The organism is Buchnera aphidicola (Pterocomma populeum) (assembly GCF_049314985.1).
Lineage (GTDB): Bacteria > Pseudomonadota > Gammaproteobacteria > Enterobacterales > Enterobacteriaceae > Buchnera > Buchnera aphidicola_BQ.
On the sequence record NZ_CP186013.1, the window covers coordinates 196131 to 211690 of the forward strand.

Below are 15560 nucleotides of genomic sequence, written 5' to 3' on the forward strand. Positions count from 1 at the left end.
TAAAATGTCTGTTGGGAAAATTATCCAAATTATTGGTCCCGTGGTGGATGTAGAATTTCCACAACATAAAGTACCAAAAATATATAATGCTTTGGAAGTGCAAAATAGAAATATAAAATTAATTTTAGAAGTACAACAACAATTGGGATCTGGTATTGTAAGAACTATTGCTATGGGTTCTTCTGATGGTTTAAAAAGAGGGTTATTTGTTACTGACTTAGGTCATTATATAAAAGTTCCTGTTGGAGAAATTACATTAGGTCGTATTATTAATGTATTGGGTGAAGCAATAGATGGTAAAGGTACTTTAAAAAATCATGATTCTATTGAATATTGGGAAATTCATAGATCTCCTCCTTCATATAAAGAACAGGCTAGTTCTCAAGAAATATTAGAAACAGGTATTAAAGTAATTGATTTAATATGTCCTTTTGCTAAAGGTGGAAAAGTTGGTTTATTTGGAGGCGCTGGTGTAGGAAAAACAGTTAATATGATGGAGTTAATTAGGAATATTGCTATTGAACATTCTGGTTATTCTGTCTTTACTGGTGTAGGGGAGCGTACTCGTGAAGGAAATGATTTTTATCATGAAATGAAAGAATCTAATGTTTTAGATAAAGTATCATTAATATATGGTCAAATGAACGAACCTCCAGGTAATCGATTGCGTGCTGCTTTTACAGGTTTAACTATTGCAGAAAAATTTCGTGATGAAGGAAAAGATGTTTTATTATTTATTGATAATATATATCGATATACATTAGCAGGAACAGAAGTTTCTGCACTTTTAGGTAGAATGCCATCTGCTGTTGGTTATCAACCCACTTTAGCTGAAGAAATGGGTCTTCTTCAAGAACGTATTACTTCTACAAAAACTGGTTCAATTACTTCTGTTCAAGCAGTATATGTACCAGCTGATGATTTAACTGATCCATCACCAGCTACTACTTTTGCACATTTAGACTCTACTATTACATTAAGTCGTCAAATAGCATCATTAGGAATATATCCAGCTATTGATCCTTTAAATTCTACTAGTCGTCAGCTAGATCCAGAAATTGTAGGAGAAGAACATTATAAAACAGCTAGAAGTATACAATCTATTTTACAAAGATATGAAGAATTAAAAGATATTATTGCTATATTAGGAATTGATGAATTGTCTGAATCAGATAAACTATTAGTAACAAGATCAAGAAAAATACAAAAGTTTTTATCTCAACCTTTTTTTGTTGCAGAAGTATTTACTGGTTTTCCAGGAAAGTATGTATCTTTAAAAGATAATATTCGTGCATTTCAAGGAATTCTTAATGGTGAATATGATTCTTTACCAGAACAAGCTTTTTATATGGTAGGTTCTATTGAAGAAGTAATAGAAAAATCAAAAAAATTATAATAATTAAATATATTGGATATATTAATGGATTTTTATTTAGATATAGTCAGTATTGAAAAAAGAATATTTTCTGGTTTAGTTACAAAAATAAGAGTATCTGGTAGTGAAGGTGAATTAGGTATCCATGCAGGACATGTTCAGTTATTAAGTATTATTAAACCTGGTTTAATATATATTTTCCATACAAATAATCAAGAAGAATATATTTATATATCCGGAGGAATACTAGAAGTTCAACCTTCTATTGTCTCTATTCTGGCAGATGTTGCTATTCATTCAAATGATTTAAATTATACAGTAATATTGGAAGAAAAAAAACAAATTGAAGAAAATATTCAAAATACATCTATTAAAATAAACAAAGAGCATATGTTATTAGAATTATCTAAAATAAAAGAAAAATTACGTATTTTAGATATGATAAAAAAATAAAATCATTGGAATCATGTAATATATAACATTTGGCGGCTGGTTTTTTCCTGCCGCAGGTATTTTAAAAAATATGATTAATTTAAAAATATTAATAATATATGTATTTTATATATCAATATTTTCTGCTTTTAAAGCGTTGATTTGTATAAATTGTCTTCTAGGTTCTACAGCATCACCCATTAATGTATTAAATAAATTATTTGCTGATTCGGCATCTTGAATAGTTACTTGTAACATATTTCTTGTTTCTGGATTCATAGTGGTATGCCATAATTGTTCTGGATTCATTTCACCTAATCCTTTATAGCGTTGTATTGATAATCCTTTTTTAGATTCTAATATTAGCCAGTCTAATATTTTTTGAATATCTTTTATTAAACATATTTTTTCTCCTTTTTGGATAAACATTTTATTTGTAGAAAAATATTTGAATTCTTTTCCTAATAATGTCATTGAAAGGTATTCTTGACTTGTTAAAAAATTATATTTTAAATCATATTCTTTATTGTATCCATATGTCGATACTTGTATAGTTGGTTCAAAAATGTTTTTATTAATATTTTTTTTCACTATTGCTGTATAAAAAAAATTATTGTTGTTTTGATTTAAATTTTTAACTAATTGAGTAATCCATATTTCTACTTCTTTTTCATGAGTGAAATCATTTATTTGTGAATGATATATTAGTGCATCTAATATACAGATTGGAAAAAAATATTTATTTTTTTTCATTCTCATGTGAATATCATTGTATTTTAATATAATTTTTTTTAATTTTTTAATATCTTGATCATTATTTGAATTAATTGTTTTTTTTAAGGTAATTCCATGTAAAGCAATTTTAGTTTGATATTTTTTCATTTCTTCATCGTTTTTAATATATTTTTCTTGTTTACCTTTTTTTACTTTATATAAAGGTGGTTGTGCAATATAAATATATCCTTTTTCAATCAGTTCTGGTAGTTGACGATAAAAAAAAGTTAACAGTAGTGTTCTAATATGTGCACCATCTACATCTGCATCAGTCATGATAATAATACTATTATATCGTAATTTATTTAAATTATATTCATTTTTTCCTATTCCGCATCCTAATGCTGTTATAAGTGAAGTAATTTCTTGAGATAAAATCATTTTGTCAAAAGTAGCTTTCTCAACATTTAATATCTTTCCTTTTAAAGGAAGAATAGCTTGATTTTTTCGATTTCTTCCTTGTTTTGCAGATCCTCCTGCTGAATCACCTTCTACTAAATAAATTTCTGATAATTTTGGATCGTTTTCTTGGCAATCAGATAACTTTCCTGGTAAAGCACCTAAATCTAACATATTTTTTTTCTTATTGATTTCTCGTGCTCTCCGTGCTGCTTCTCGTGCTTTAGCAGAATCAATAATTTTATTAATAATAGACTTTGCATCAATAGGATTTTCTAGAAGATATTCAATAAGGTTTTCATTAATTAATGATTCTATAATAGGTTTTGCTTCTGATGATACTAGTTTATCTTTTGTTTGAGAGGAAAATTTGGGATCAGGTATTTTAATAGAAATAATTGCAGATAATCCTTCTCGAGCATCTTCTCCAATAATTGTAGTTTTATTTTTTTTATTATATCCTTCACGTTCAAGATGAAGATTTAATGTTCTTGTCATTCCAGAACGAAAACCAGCTAAATGTGTTCCTCCATCTTTTTGGGGTATATTATTAGTAAAACAATGTATATTTTCTTGTGTAGAATCATTCCATTGCATAGCAACTTCTAATTCTATAGAATCTTTTATACAGTGAAAATGAAATATATGAATGTGTATAGGTATTTTTTTTTTATTTAAAAATTTAATAAAAGATTTTAATCCACCTTTATTATAATAGCATTTTTGTATATTAGTGCGTTTATCTTTTAAATTAATTGAAACATTAGAATTAAGAAAAGATAATTCACGTAATCGATTTGATAAAATTTCAAATTGGAATGTAATATTGTTAGTAAATGTTTTATAACTTGGCCAGAATCTTATATATGTTCCAGTAATATTAGTCGTACCAACCAAAGATAAATCAGATTTAGGTTTTCCATTTTTATATATTTGTTGATATTTTTTTTTATTTCTATAAATAATTAATTCTAGTTTTTCTGATAAAGCATTCACTACTGATATACCTACACCATGTAATCCACCTGATATTTTATAAGAAGAATTATCAAATTTTCCCCCTGCATGTAAGACAGTCATAATTACTTCTGCTGTTGAAATACCTTCCTCAGGATGAATATCAGTTGGAATACCGCGACCATCATCTTGTATAGAAACAGAATTATCAGCATGAATAGTAACTATAATTTCTTTACAATAACCAGCTAATGCTTCATCTATAGAATTATCAACAACTTCAAAAACCATATGATGAAGTCCACTTCCATCATCAGTATCACCAATATACATGCCTGGTCGTTTACGAACAGCATCTAATCCACGTAATATTTTTATACTGGAAGAGTTATACAGATTGGGCATATATAGTCCTTAGATTCATAATTGGATATTATTAAAAATATATTAGTTTTTTAATTTTGAAATATAAATATAATATTATTAAGTAAATAGATTGTTAAATAAATATTAATTATCATACTATTTTAATAGTATGATTGTATTATATATAAATTAACGTTTTAAAAGCATAATAACATAAAGGCTGGAAGTATTATTTTCTTCTATAATTTGTATTGAAGACTGAGATAAATTTACAAATAATATAATATTTTTATTTTTTATAACATTTAATATATCTAATATATAGTAAACATTAATAGAAAATTCTATTTTATCATTATAATAATTTATCTTAAATGTATCTTCTGCTATTTCTTCTTCTTGATTATAAGACATTACTTTACATTTACCATTATGAATATAAATATCAATACCATGAAATTTTTCATGTGACAAAATAGAAACACGTGATAATGATTCTTTTAATAAAAAAGTATCAAATATAATAGGATTGTCTAATTTTTTTAGTAATACACTGTTATAATCTGGATATTTTCCGTCTATTAATTGAGCAGTAAAGATTAATTTTTTAATATGTAATCTGATATTATTATTTCCAATAATAATATGTACTGGTTCTGATTCTATATTAAGTAAACGAGATAATTCAATTATTCCTTTTCGAGGAATAATTATTGAAAAATCAATTATTTTTTTTTGTATGGTAGTATTGGATAAAGCTAAACGATAACCATCAGTAGAAATACTATAAAGTGTTTCATTTTTTTTTGTAAACAGCATACCATTTAGATAATGTCGAACATCTTGTTTTCCCATGGCAAATTCTGTTTTTGTTATCATGTTTTTTAAAATACTAGAATTTATAAAAAATTCAGAAATACATTGAAATTGTTTTTTTTTTGGAAAATTATCAGATGCTAATGTAGCTAATATATAACTGATGGAATTGGAATTAATATACATTTTATTTTTTTTTAATTCCATAGTAATATTAGAATATTTAGGTATATTTCGACAAATGTCTAATATTTTTCTACCAGATATAGTAATTTTTCCTGGTTCATAGTGTGTGTTGATTATAATATTAGAAATTAATTCTATTTCTAAATTACTAGCTGTTAATGATAATATTCCATCATTTATTTCAAATAATATATTTTCTAGTATAGGTAAAGAAATATTTTTGATTAATAAACGATTTATTTTTTGTAAATGTTTCATTAATATTGTATTTTGAATTGTAAATTTCATAAAATTATTCTTCTATGGTTCTAATTAAATATAAAATATCTTCTTTAATATTATGATTTTTTTCACATAGTTCTTTAATTGTACGACAAGCATGTAATACTGTTGTATGATCTCTTCCATTAAAAGCATGTCCGATTTCTAATAAGCTATGATTAGTTAATTTTTTTGCTATTGCCATTGCTATTTGTCTAGGTCGTACTATGGAACGTGATCGTTTCCGAGAAAGTAAATCTGAAATTTGAATTTTATAATATTCTGATACTTTTATTTGAATATTATTAATAGTAATAATTTTTTCTTCTAATGCTAAAATATCTTGAAGAGCTTCTTGAACAAATTCTACGGTAATAATACGATGAGTAAAGTTAGAATTTGCAATTATTCTATTTAAAGCACCTTCTAGTTCACGTATATTAGATTTTAATTTTTTTGCGATAAAAAAAGCTACATCATTAGATAAGAGAATTTTTTTTTCCTGAGCTTTTTTAATTAAAATAACTACTCTGGTTTCTAAATCTGGTGGATTAATACATACTGTTAATCCCCAACCAAATCGTGATTTTAATCTATCTTCTACTCCATTAATTTGTTTTGGATATCTATCTGAAGTTAAAATAATTTGTTGATTACCATCTAATAAAGCATTAAATGTATGAAAAAATTCTTCTTGTGATCTTTCTTTATTAGCAAAAAATTGAATATCATCAATTAATAATACGTTGACTGAACGATAATATAGTTTGAATTTTTCAATAGTATTATTATGCAGGGCATTAACCATGTCTTGAACAAAACGTTCGGAATGCATATAAATAATTTTAATATTATATTTATCTTGTAAAATATTATTTCCTATAGCATGTAGTAAATGTGTTTTTCCTAACCCTGTTCCTCCATATATAAACAATGGATTATATGAGTTACCAGGATTATGTGCTACTTGATATGCTGCAGCACGTGCAAGTTGATTTGATTTTCCTTCTATAAAATTTTCAAAAGTATTTTTTATATTAATACTAGAGGAGAAGGATGATTTTTTAAAAACTGGTATCTTATCCCATATGGGTTTAATATTATCATCTGGATAATAATAAGAAATAATTTCTTTATGCTTTTTATTGATCGAATTATTATATATTTTTAACTGAATAGATGGCATATTAATACCACAAAATTCTTGAAGTATTGACTGAAAATAAATTAAATATTTTTCTTTAATCCAGTCTAATACAAATTTATTTGGAGCATATATTTCTAAAATATTATTTTTTAGTTCGGCTTTCAGAGAGCGTATCCACATACTGAATTCTGTAGTAGGTAGCTCATCCTGCAACCGGTCAAGGCATTGTTTCCAAAGAGAAAGTGACACGGTAGACTCCAGGCGAACAAAATTAATAAATAGCTAAAATTTAAAAATATTATTTTTTTTATATATATTTTTATATTTTTATATAAAATAATATAAAAAATAATATTTTTTTACATTAAAAGTTATACAATCTAAGATGGGTGAGTATAACAAAAAGGATATAATATATATTTTTAGATTGTGATATATGTTACAGAAGTGATATTAGAATATGTTTTTACTATTTTAAATAAATATTTTAATATTATATCAGAATAAAAATATGAAAAATATTTTTTTTGAATAAGTTTATTTTGAATTAATATAGATTAATCTGTTGTAGATCGATGAAGTTAGGGTAAAGTTGATTATATCAAAATAAGAATAGTTTTTTATAAATAATTAATTTTTAAATATCATATTTTTAAACATATTAGGTAAAAATTTCAATGAAACGTACTTTTCAACCATCGATATTAAAACGTAATCGTTCTCATGGGTTTAGAGCTCGTATGGCGACAAAACATGGCCGTTATATTTTATCACGTAGACGCTCTAAATTGAGAACACGTTTAACAGTGTCTAGTAAATAATAGGTTAATATAGTGTTAAATTATTTTTTTAGTAAACAGTTACGTTTACTCCATTCTACAGAATTTAAATATGTTTTTGAAAAGCCTTTAAAAAAAAATACTTTTGAAGTATGTATTTTGGGACGAAATAATATCTTAGGATATCCAAGATTAGGGTTGAGCATATCCCGTAAAAATATTAAATATGCTTATCAGCGTAATTTAATTAAACGATTAATTCGTGAAACATTTCGTTTATTGCAATATAAATTAGTGTCTATGGATTTTATTGTTATTGCAAAAAAAAATATTATTTATTTAAATAATAAAAGAATACTAAATATATTGGGGAATTTATGGTTGCATTATTGTCGATAGTTTTTTTTATTTTATTTTATATAATGTGTATTAATCAATGTTTTATAATTTTATTTTTATATAAATATAATATTATTAGACAGTTTATATTTATATTGAGATATTTTTCTATTCATCAATTTTTGTATATATATAAATTTAATTATATGTCAATAAAGATTAAAGATAAAAGCGAATATTAATTATGTCAAGTCAACGTAATTTTTTTATTTTTGCTTTTTTATTTGTTTCTTTTTTATTATGGCAAGCATGGCAAAATCAGTTAATATTAAACAATCAAAATAATAAAAAAAATGATTCATCATCTTATTTAATAAATAAAAATAAGAAAAAAAATTATATTTTTATTAAAAATGATGTAATGAATTTAATGATTAATATGTATGGAGGTGATATAGAGGAAGCAAGTTTATTAGCATATAAAGAAAAATTATATACGTCAAAGCCTTTTAAATTATTAGAAACAACATCTAATTTTATTTATCAAGCTCAAAGTGGATTATCGGGAAAAGATGGTATAGATCATTTAGATAATAATGAAAGACCTCTTTATTTTTCAAAAAAACGCATTTTTGAATTATCATATGATGATGATACAATATCTGTTCCTATTACTTATATTGGAAAAAACGGTATTGTATATATTAAAAGATTTATTTTAAAATCTGGAGAATATGATGTTAAAGTTGAATATGATATATATAATTCTACAAATAAAAAATTAGAATTAAATATGTTTGGTCAATTAAAACAAACAATGCATGTACCTAAAACAAGAAATGCTTATAGTGGTAATTTTGTTCTTCAAACTTTTCGAGGTGCTGCTTATTCTAGTATTAATGAAAAATACAAAAAATATAAATTTGATACAATTGCAAAAAATGAAAATTTGCATGTCATAACCCAAAATGGTTGGGTTGCAATGTTACAGCAATATTTTTCTACTGCTTGGATTCCCAATAGTTTTTATAAAAATACTTTATATACTTCTTATTTAGAAGATGGAACAGTATCAATTGGATATAAATCTTCTTCTATTAATATTTTAGCTCATTCAAAAAAAACAATAGGATCAACTGTATGGATTGGACCAGAAATTCAGAATAAAATGGCATTAGTTGCGCCTAATTTAGATTTAACAGTAGACTATGGGTGGCTTTGGTTTTTATCACAACCTTTATTTAATTTATTAAGTTTTTTATATAAAATTATAGGTAATTGGGGTTTTTCAATTATTTTTATTACATTTATCATGAGAGCTATAACATATCCTTTAACTAAAGCTCAATATATTTCTGTATCTAAAATGCGTATTTTACAACCTAAAATTAACATTTTAAAAGAAAGATTTAAAAATGATAAAAAACGTTTAAGTCAAGAAGTTATGCTTTTGTATCAAAAAGAAAAAATCAATCCTTTAAGCGGTTTTTTACCTGTATTAATTCAAATGCCTATTTTTCTTGCTTTATACTATATGCTTATGAGTTCTATAGAATTACGTCATGCACCTTTTATATTATGGATTAAAGATTTGTCTAGCGAAGATCCATATTATATCTTGCCTATATTAATGGGTTTCACAATGTTTTTTATTCATAAAATGTCTTCTGATAATATTTCTGATCCTTTACAACAAAAAATTATGAATTTTATGCCTGTTATTTTTACTGTATTTTTTTTATGGTTTCCTTCTGGATTAGTTTTATATTACATTGTTAGTAATATAGTTACTATTATACAACAAAGATTTATTTTGTCCAATTTGGATAAAAAAAATAAAAAAGAAAATAAATAAATATATTTTTATAAAGAAGAAAAAATTTATGACCCATACTGATACCATCATTGCTTTAGTCACTGCTTCTGGAAAAAGTGCTGTTAGTATATTAAGAATATCAGGATCTCAAGCACATAAAGTAGCTTTAGCTGTCTTAGGAAAGATACCATTTTCTCGGTTAGCAACGTATTCACATTTTTTAGATCAAAACAAAAAAATATTAGATCAAGGTATTGCAATATGGTTTCCTTCGCCGAATTCATTTACAGGCGAAGATATTTTAGAATTACAAGGACATGGTAGTCCAATAATTGTAGATTTATTAATAAAGAGAATTTTATTAATTAATAATGTTAGGCTTGCAAAACCAGGTGAATTTTCTGAACGTGCATTTTTAAATGGAAAAATAGATTTAATTCAAGCTGAGGCAATAGATGATTTAATTAATTCAGAAACAGAAGAATCTGTACGTTCATCATTAAATTCTTTACAAGGCATATTTTCATTTTACATTAAAGATTTAATGTCTATTGTAATTGATCTTCGTACTAATATTGAAGTTGATATAGATTTTTCAGAAGAAGATATTAATATTAATTTGGAAAATATTATATCACTTAAAATGAAAGTATTATACGATAAATTTGAAAAAATTAGAAAATTAGTTCAGAATGGAAAAATATTAAAAGAAGGTAAAAATATAGTTATTGCTGGTTTACCTAACGCAGGAAAATCTAGTTTATTTAATATTTTATCTTATTCTGATAGAGCTATTGTAACAACAATTCCTGGAACTACACGTGATGTACTATATGAATACATTAATATTGATGGCATGTTATTAAAAATTATTGACACGGCTGGTTTACGTGAGACTAAAGATGAAGTAGAAAGTATTGGTATTAAACGTGGATGGAACGAAATTAAAACAGCTGATCATGTTTTATTTGTGATTGATAATACAATAAATAAGTTGGAACAGAAAAAGATATGTGATGACTTTATTAAAAATTTTTCAAATGATAAAAAAATTACTTTTATTTTAAATAAAAATGATATTGTAAAAGATCAATATAAAATAGAAAAAATAGAAGATATGTTTTTTATTACTATTTCAGCTCATACAGGTCAAGGAATAGATTTATTACGTAATCATTTAAATAATATTGAAAAAAATAAAAATAACGAATCTATTTTTATTGCTCGTCGACGTCATCTTCATCAAATAGATTTATCTTTTAATGAATTCAATATGGCTAAAAAACAATGGAAAAATAATAAAAATATTGAATTATTAGCTAATTCATTAAATATTATTAGTCAATTATTGGGTGAAATAATAGGTCAATTTAAATCTCATGATTTATTAAATCGTATTTTTTCTGAATTTTGTATTGGAAAATAATTGAATATATTTTTTAATCTATTTTTTTAAATATTTTTAATAAATATGCCCGGAGGCGGAATTGAACCACCGACACGGGGATTTTCAGTCCCCTGCTCTACCGACTGAGCTATCCGGGCAATTTTTATATTAAATCATCAAAGATAAAACATTGTCAATATTTTTTTATATAATGATGATTGCATTACGATTTATTTTTATCTTTTTAAGATATTTTAATTTTTATTTTAAAAATATAAAAATAAATAAATAAAAAAATATTTTTACCCTTGAAAAGTTTTAATAAGCATCCATATATTTAAAAGTAAGATAATATAGTCATAAAAAATATTAAAATATTTTTAAAACAATGAAACAAGATTATTCACAGGAGTATTATCAGTATGAAAATTCGTCCGTTGCATGATCGTGTGCTTGTTAAGCGCCAAGAAGTAGAATTAAAATCAGCTGGTGGAATTGTTTTAACAGGTTCTGCTGCAGGTAAGTCTACTCGTGGTACTGTTATTGCGGTAGGAAAAGGTCGTATATTAGATAATGGAGAAACAAAATCATTAGATGTAAAAATTGGTGATGTTGTTATTTTTAATGAAGGTTATGGTGCAAAAACAGAAAAAATTGATAATGAAGAACTATTAATTTTAACTGAAAGTGACATTTTAGCAATTGTTGAAGAGTAATCTATATTCCATATATTATATCCATTAGAAATATAAACATATTTGAGGAAACATCAAATGGCTGCTAAAGATGTAAAATTTGGAAATGAAGCCCGTATAAAAATGCTTCGTGGAGTAAATGTATTAGCAGATGCAGTAAAAGTTACTTTAGGTCCGAAAGGTAGAAATGTTGTATTAGATAAGTCTTTCGGTGCTCCAAGTATTACTAAAGATGGTGTATCAGTAGCCCGTGAAATTGAATTAGAAGATAAATTTGAAAATATGGGTGCACAGATGGTTAAAGAAGTTGCATCAAAAGCAAATGATGCAGCTGGTGATGGAACAACTACGGCTACTTTATTAGCACAATCTATAGTAAATGAAGGCTTAAAAGCAGTAGCTGCTGGAATGAATCCTATGGATCTGAAACGTGGTATTGATAAAGCTGTTATTAGTGCTGTAGAAGAGCTAAAAAATTTATCTGTTCCATGTTCTGATTCTAAAGCCATTACGCAGGTAGGTACTATTTCTGCTAATGCAGATGAAAAGGTTGGTTCTTTAATTGCAGAAGCTATGGAAAAAGTAGGTAATGATGGAGTTATTACAGTAGAGGAAGGTACTGGTTTACAAGATGAATTAGAAGTCGTAAAAGGTATGCAGTTTGACCGAGGATATTTATCTCCATATTTTATTAATAAATCAGAGACTGGTATTGTTGAATTAGAAAATCCATATATTTTAATGGCTGATAAAAAAATATCTAATATTCGTGAAATGTTGCCAATATTAGAATCTGTTGCGAAATCTGGAAAACCATTATTAATTATTTCAGAAGATCTAGAAGGAGAGGCATTAGCTACTTTAGTAGTGAACTCTATGAGAGGAATAGTTAAGGTTGCAGCAGTAAAAGCACCTGGTTTTGGTGATCGTCGTAAAGCTATGTTACAAGATATTTCTATTCTAACTAATGGAACAGTGATATCTGAAGAATTAGCTATGGAATTAGAAAAGTCAACTTTAGAAGATTTAGGTCAAGCGAAACGTGTTGTTATTAGTAAAGATACGACAACAATTATTGGTGGAGTTGGAGAAAAACACGCTATTCAAGCGCGTATTAATCAAATTCGTCAAGAAATTCAAGATGCTTCTTCTGATTATGATAAAGAAAAATTAAATGAACGTTTAGCAAAATTAGCAGGCGGAGTAGCTGTATTAAAAGTAGGTGCTGCAACAGAAGTAGAAATGAAAGAGAAAAAAGCTCGTGTTGAAGATGCATTGCATGCAACTCGTGCTGCTGTAGAAGAAGGTGTAGTAGCTGGTGGGGGTGTAGCCTTAGTTCGAGTAGCTGGAAAATTATCTAATTTACGCGGTCAAAATGAAGATCAGAATGTAGGTATTCGAGTTGCTTTACGTGCTATGGAAGCGCCTTTACGTCAAATTGTTTCAAATTCTGGTGAAGAACCTTCTGTTGTTACTAATAATGTAAAAGATGGAAAAGGTAATTACGGTTATAATGCAGCTACTGATGAATATGGTGATATGATTGATTTTGGTATTTTAGATCCTACCAAAGTTACTCGTTCTGCACTGCAATATGCAGGTTCAGTAGCTGGGTTAATGATAACTACAGAATGTATGGTTACTGATTTACCTAAAGAAGATAAATCTTCTGATTTAGGTTCCGCTCCTGCTGGAGGCATGGGTGGTATGGGTGGAATGATGTAATTTTGTATTACTGTTACATTTTTTATATTTATACCAAATTTATTTCCTCAGACGTATATAGTCTGAGGAAATTTTTATTTTCATATTAACAAAATAAAATTTTTATAATTATTTTTTAAATGAAAATGTTTATCAATATGAATTCAAAATTTTATATTTTTTATTTTTAAAAAATATAATTTAATTATATTAATTTATAAAATATATTTGAAATGTTTTATTTTTATTAGATAATAAATAATTATATTTAATAATATTTATTTAATAATATGAGGATATTATGCCACTATATCATAGTAATAATTTTCGTTTAGGTTGTAAAATTATTTTTGAAAATGAACCATGTTTAATAGAGTCTAGTGAATTTGTCAAACCTGGTAAAGGTCAAGCATTTGTTCGAGTGAAGTTAAGAAAATTATTAACAAAACAATTAATAGAAAAAACTTTTAAGTCTACATATTCTTTAGAAATAGCTGATATTTTAGAATATACTGTTTTTTATTTATATAATGATAATGATTTTTGGTATTTTATTAGAAATGATACTTTTGATGAAATATCTGTAGAAAAAAATATTATTGGTATTCAAAAAAAATGGCTATTAGAACAAGATACTTGTGTTATTACATTATGGAATAACCAACCAATTTCTGTTACACCGAATATTTTTGTTGAAATGAAAGTTATTAATACACAAGTAAAATTAAAAGGAAATACTATTAATACAAGTACAAAATTAGCGACATTAAGCACTGGTGTTGTTGTTAAAGTACCTCTTTTTATTAATAGTGGATCATTTATTAAAGTAGATACTCGTTCTGGTGAGTATGTATCTAGAATTTAATAACTAATATTTTTTAATATTCATTTCCTTTAATATATTGACGATAGCTATCCCATTCAAAAGTTAGCCATAGGCTATTACCTAAACGCATTCTGTCAATCACTCTTTCTCCTAAAAGATACTTCATTCCTTTATGATCTAAATTTGATAACATTCCTGTAGATCTTTTTGATGATGAACGTCTATCTACAATTTGATTAATAATTACTTTTTCATAACGTGATTCAGTTTGCATTCCAATTTCATCAATCATTAAAAGATCAACACTACTAAGATTATGTAATAAATTTTCTTCAGTAATATTACTGGCACCATTAAAAGTGCCTTTCATATGTGACATTAAATCTGCTACTGTAACAATAAGTATACTTTTTCCATGTAAAATTAAATAATTGCCAATAGCAGATGCTAAATGATTTTTTCCTGTCCCTGGTCTTCCAGAAAAAATAAAACTAGCAATATTTTTATTAAAATTTTTTGCATAGCGTTTAGAAGCCTCTAGTACTTTTCGTTGTCCATCATTTTCAATTTTATAATTTTCAAATGAACAATTCATATATAATTCTCTAATACCTGATCTACCTAAAACACGTTGCATTTTCATAGCTTTATTTTCACGTAATATTGATTCAGAAGATAATCTTCCTTGTTCTTGATTCCAAGCTAGTAATTCTTCATCATTATCAAATTTAGGTTTAATATGATGTGGCATCATGCGTTGAAGACGTTTAAAAAATTCTGTATAAAATGTCATTATTCACCTCTAAATCCATCAGGAGTTTTTTGATCTGGAATAGGTATTTCATTTATATTTCTTTTTTTATTTTTAAAATAATTTATAGATCTACTTTTTTGTAAACTTCTAGCTAATTTTTGTTGCCATTGTACATGATAAAAAAGACAACGCTCTGCTTTCCAATAAGAAATAAAATATGCTAATTCAGATGATGATACTTCTTTTGTAAGATGAATACCCCATAATTTTGATTGAGAAATAAAGTCTTTATCAGGAGTCCATTCTGTATGCATGGAAAATTTTTTTATGTATTTTTCTTGTTTTTTTTGTAGATCACTATTATTTAAATAAGAATTTATATTAAAAAAATCTTTAAAAATATTAGGATTAATTACATAAAATATAGGTTTATTTTTTTTTAATACCGTAATAATATTATGTTCATTTTTTTCTAATATTTTTATAGGGTTTTGACAAAATAGATCAATATTAATATTTTTTGAAATGAATATATTCATTAAATTTT

Annotated in this window: 14 protein-coding genes and 1 tRNA gene; 9 read left to right on the forward strand and 6 right to left on the reverse strand. The window is 25.6% G+C overall.

Translation table 11 applies throughout. From position 1 onward, the window contains the following. Positions 1 to 4: 4 nt before the first annotated feature. Positions 5 to 1396 (forward strand): F0F1 ATP synthase subunit beta, encoded by a 1392-nt coding sequence (atpD, locus tag ACOI1G_RS01075; RefSeq protein WP_422667483.1) that lies wholly within the window; start codon positions 5 to 7, stop codon positions 1394 to 1396. A 24-nt stretch (positions 1397 to 1420) separates the two neighbouring features. Beyond that, on the forward strand, positions 1421 to 1828 hold the full coding sequence (atpC, locus tag ACOI1G_RS01080; protein WP_422667484.1) for an ATP synthase F1 subunit epsilon: 408 nt from the start codon (positions 1421 to 1423) through the stop codon (positions 1826 to 1828). A 105-nt stretch (positions 1829 to 1933) separates the two neighbouring features. Here the strand turns inward: atpC and gyrB are convergent, their stop codons facing one another. The 3 genes from gyrB to dnaA all read right to left on the reverse strand — a co-directional run bounded on the left by gyrB (position 1934) and on the right by dnaA (position 6962). Next, positions 1934 to 4342, reverse strand: a complete 2409-nt coding sequence (gyrB, locus tag ACOI1G_RS01085; RefSeq protein WP_422667485.1) for a DNA topoisomerase (ATP-hydrolyzing) subunit B — start codon at positions 4340 to 4342, stop codon at positions 1934 to 1936. A gap of 150 nt (positions 4343 to 4492) precedes the next feature. After that, complete coding sequence (dnaN, locus tag ACOI1G_RS01090; protein WP_422667486.1) at positions 4493 to 5593, reverse strand: DNA polymerase III subunit beta; 1101 nt, start codon at positions 5591 to 5593, stop codon at positions 4493 to 4495. Between the two features lie 4 nt (positions 5594 to 5597). Beyond that, on the reverse strand, positions 5598 to 6962 hold the full coding sequence (dnaA, locus tag ACOI1G_RS01095) for a chromosomal replication initiator protein DnaA (protein WP_422667487.1): 1365 nt from the start codon (positions 6960 to 6962) through the stop codon (positions 5598 to 5600). Positions 6963 to 7390: 428 nt separating this feature from the next. On the opposite strand from dnaA, the gene rpmH reads away from it, so the two are divergent. The 4 genes from rpmH (at position 7391) to mnmE (ending at position 11073) form a co-directional block, all read left to right on the forward strand. Further along, positions 7391 to 7534: a 50S ribosomal protein L34 gene (rpmH, locus tag ACOI1G_RS01100; protein WP_422667488.1), complete on the forward strand. Its 144-nt coding sequence runs from the start codon at positions 7391 to 7393 to the stop codon at positions 7532 to 7534. 12 nt (positions 7535 to 7546) lie between these two features. Further along, positions 7547 to 7891, forward strand: a complete 345-nt coding sequence (gene rnpA / locus ACOI1G_RS01105) for a ribonuclease P protein component (RefSeq protein ID WP_422667489.1) — start codon at positions 7547 to 7549, stop codon at positions 7889 to 7891. A gap of 184 nt (positions 7892 to 8075) precedes the next feature. After that, positions 8076 to 9686 carry a membrane protein insertase YidC gene (gene yidC, locus ACOI1G_RS01110; protein ID WP_422667490.1) on the forward strand — a complete coding sequence of 537 codons (1611 nt, stop codon included), beginning with the start codon at positions 8076 to 8078 and terminating at the stop codon, positions 9684 to 9686. A 28-nt stretch (positions 9687 to 9714) separates the two neighbouring features. Then, on the forward strand, positions 9715 to 11073 hold the full coding sequence (gene mnmE, locus ACOI1G_RS01115; protein ID WP_422667491.1) for a tRNA uridine-5-carboxymethylaminomethyl(34) synthesis GTPase MnmE: 1359 nt from the start codon (positions 9715 to 9717) through the stop codon (positions 11071 to 11073). 46 nt (positions 11074 to 11119) lie between these two features. Here the strand turns inward: mnmE and ACOI1G_RS01120 are convergent. After that, positions 11120 to 11192, reverse strand: a tRNA-Phe gene (locus ACOI1G_RS01120). 264 nt (positions 11193 to 11456) lie between these two features. Between ACOI1G_RS01120 and ACOI1G_RS01125 the strand changes: the two genes are divergently transcribed. From ACOI1G_RS01125 to efp, 3 genes are all read left to right on the forward strand, one after another. Continuing rightward, positions 11457 to 11750, forward strand: a complete 294-nt coding sequence (locus tag ACOI1G_RS01125; protein WP_422667492.1) for a co-chaperone GroES — start codon at positions 11457 to 11459, stop codon at positions 11748 to 11750. A 57-nt stretch (positions 11751 to 11807) separates the two neighbouring features. Then, positions 11808 to 13454 carry a chaperonin GroEL gene (gene groL, locus ACOI1G_RS01130; protein WP_422667493.1) on the forward strand — a complete coding sequence of 549 codons (1647 nt, stop codon included), beginning with the start codon at positions 11808 to 11810 and terminating at the stop codon, positions 13452 to 13454. 280 nt (positions 13455 to 13734) lie between these two features. Continuing rightward, positions 13735 to 14298 (forward strand): elongation factor P, encoded by a 564-nt coding sequence (gene efp / locus ACOI1G_RS01135; RefSeq protein WP_422667494.1) that lies wholly within the window; start codon positions 13735 to 13737, stop codon positions 14296 to 14298. A 13-nt stretch (positions 14299 to 14311) separates the two neighbouring features. On the opposite strand, the gene dnaC is transcribed toward efp, so the two are convergent. Both dnaC and ACOI1G_RS01145 read right to left on the reverse strand, forming a co-directional pair. Then, on the reverse strand, positions 14312 to 15052 hold the full coding sequence (gene dnaC, locus ACOI1G_RS01140; RefSeq protein WP_422667495.1) for a DNA replication protein DnaC: 741 nt from the start codon (positions 15050 to 15052) through the stop codon (positions 14312 to 14314). After that, complete coding sequence (locus ACOI1G_RS01145; RefSeq protein ID WP_422667496.1) at positions 15052 to 15552, reverse strand: DnaT-like ssDNA-binding domain-containing protein; 501 nt, start codon at positions 15550 to 15552, stop codon at positions 15052 to 15054. The genes dnaC and ACOI1G_RS01145 overlap by 1 nt, the downstream gene beginning before the upstream one ends. Positions 15553 to 15560 lie beyond the last annotated feature (8 nt).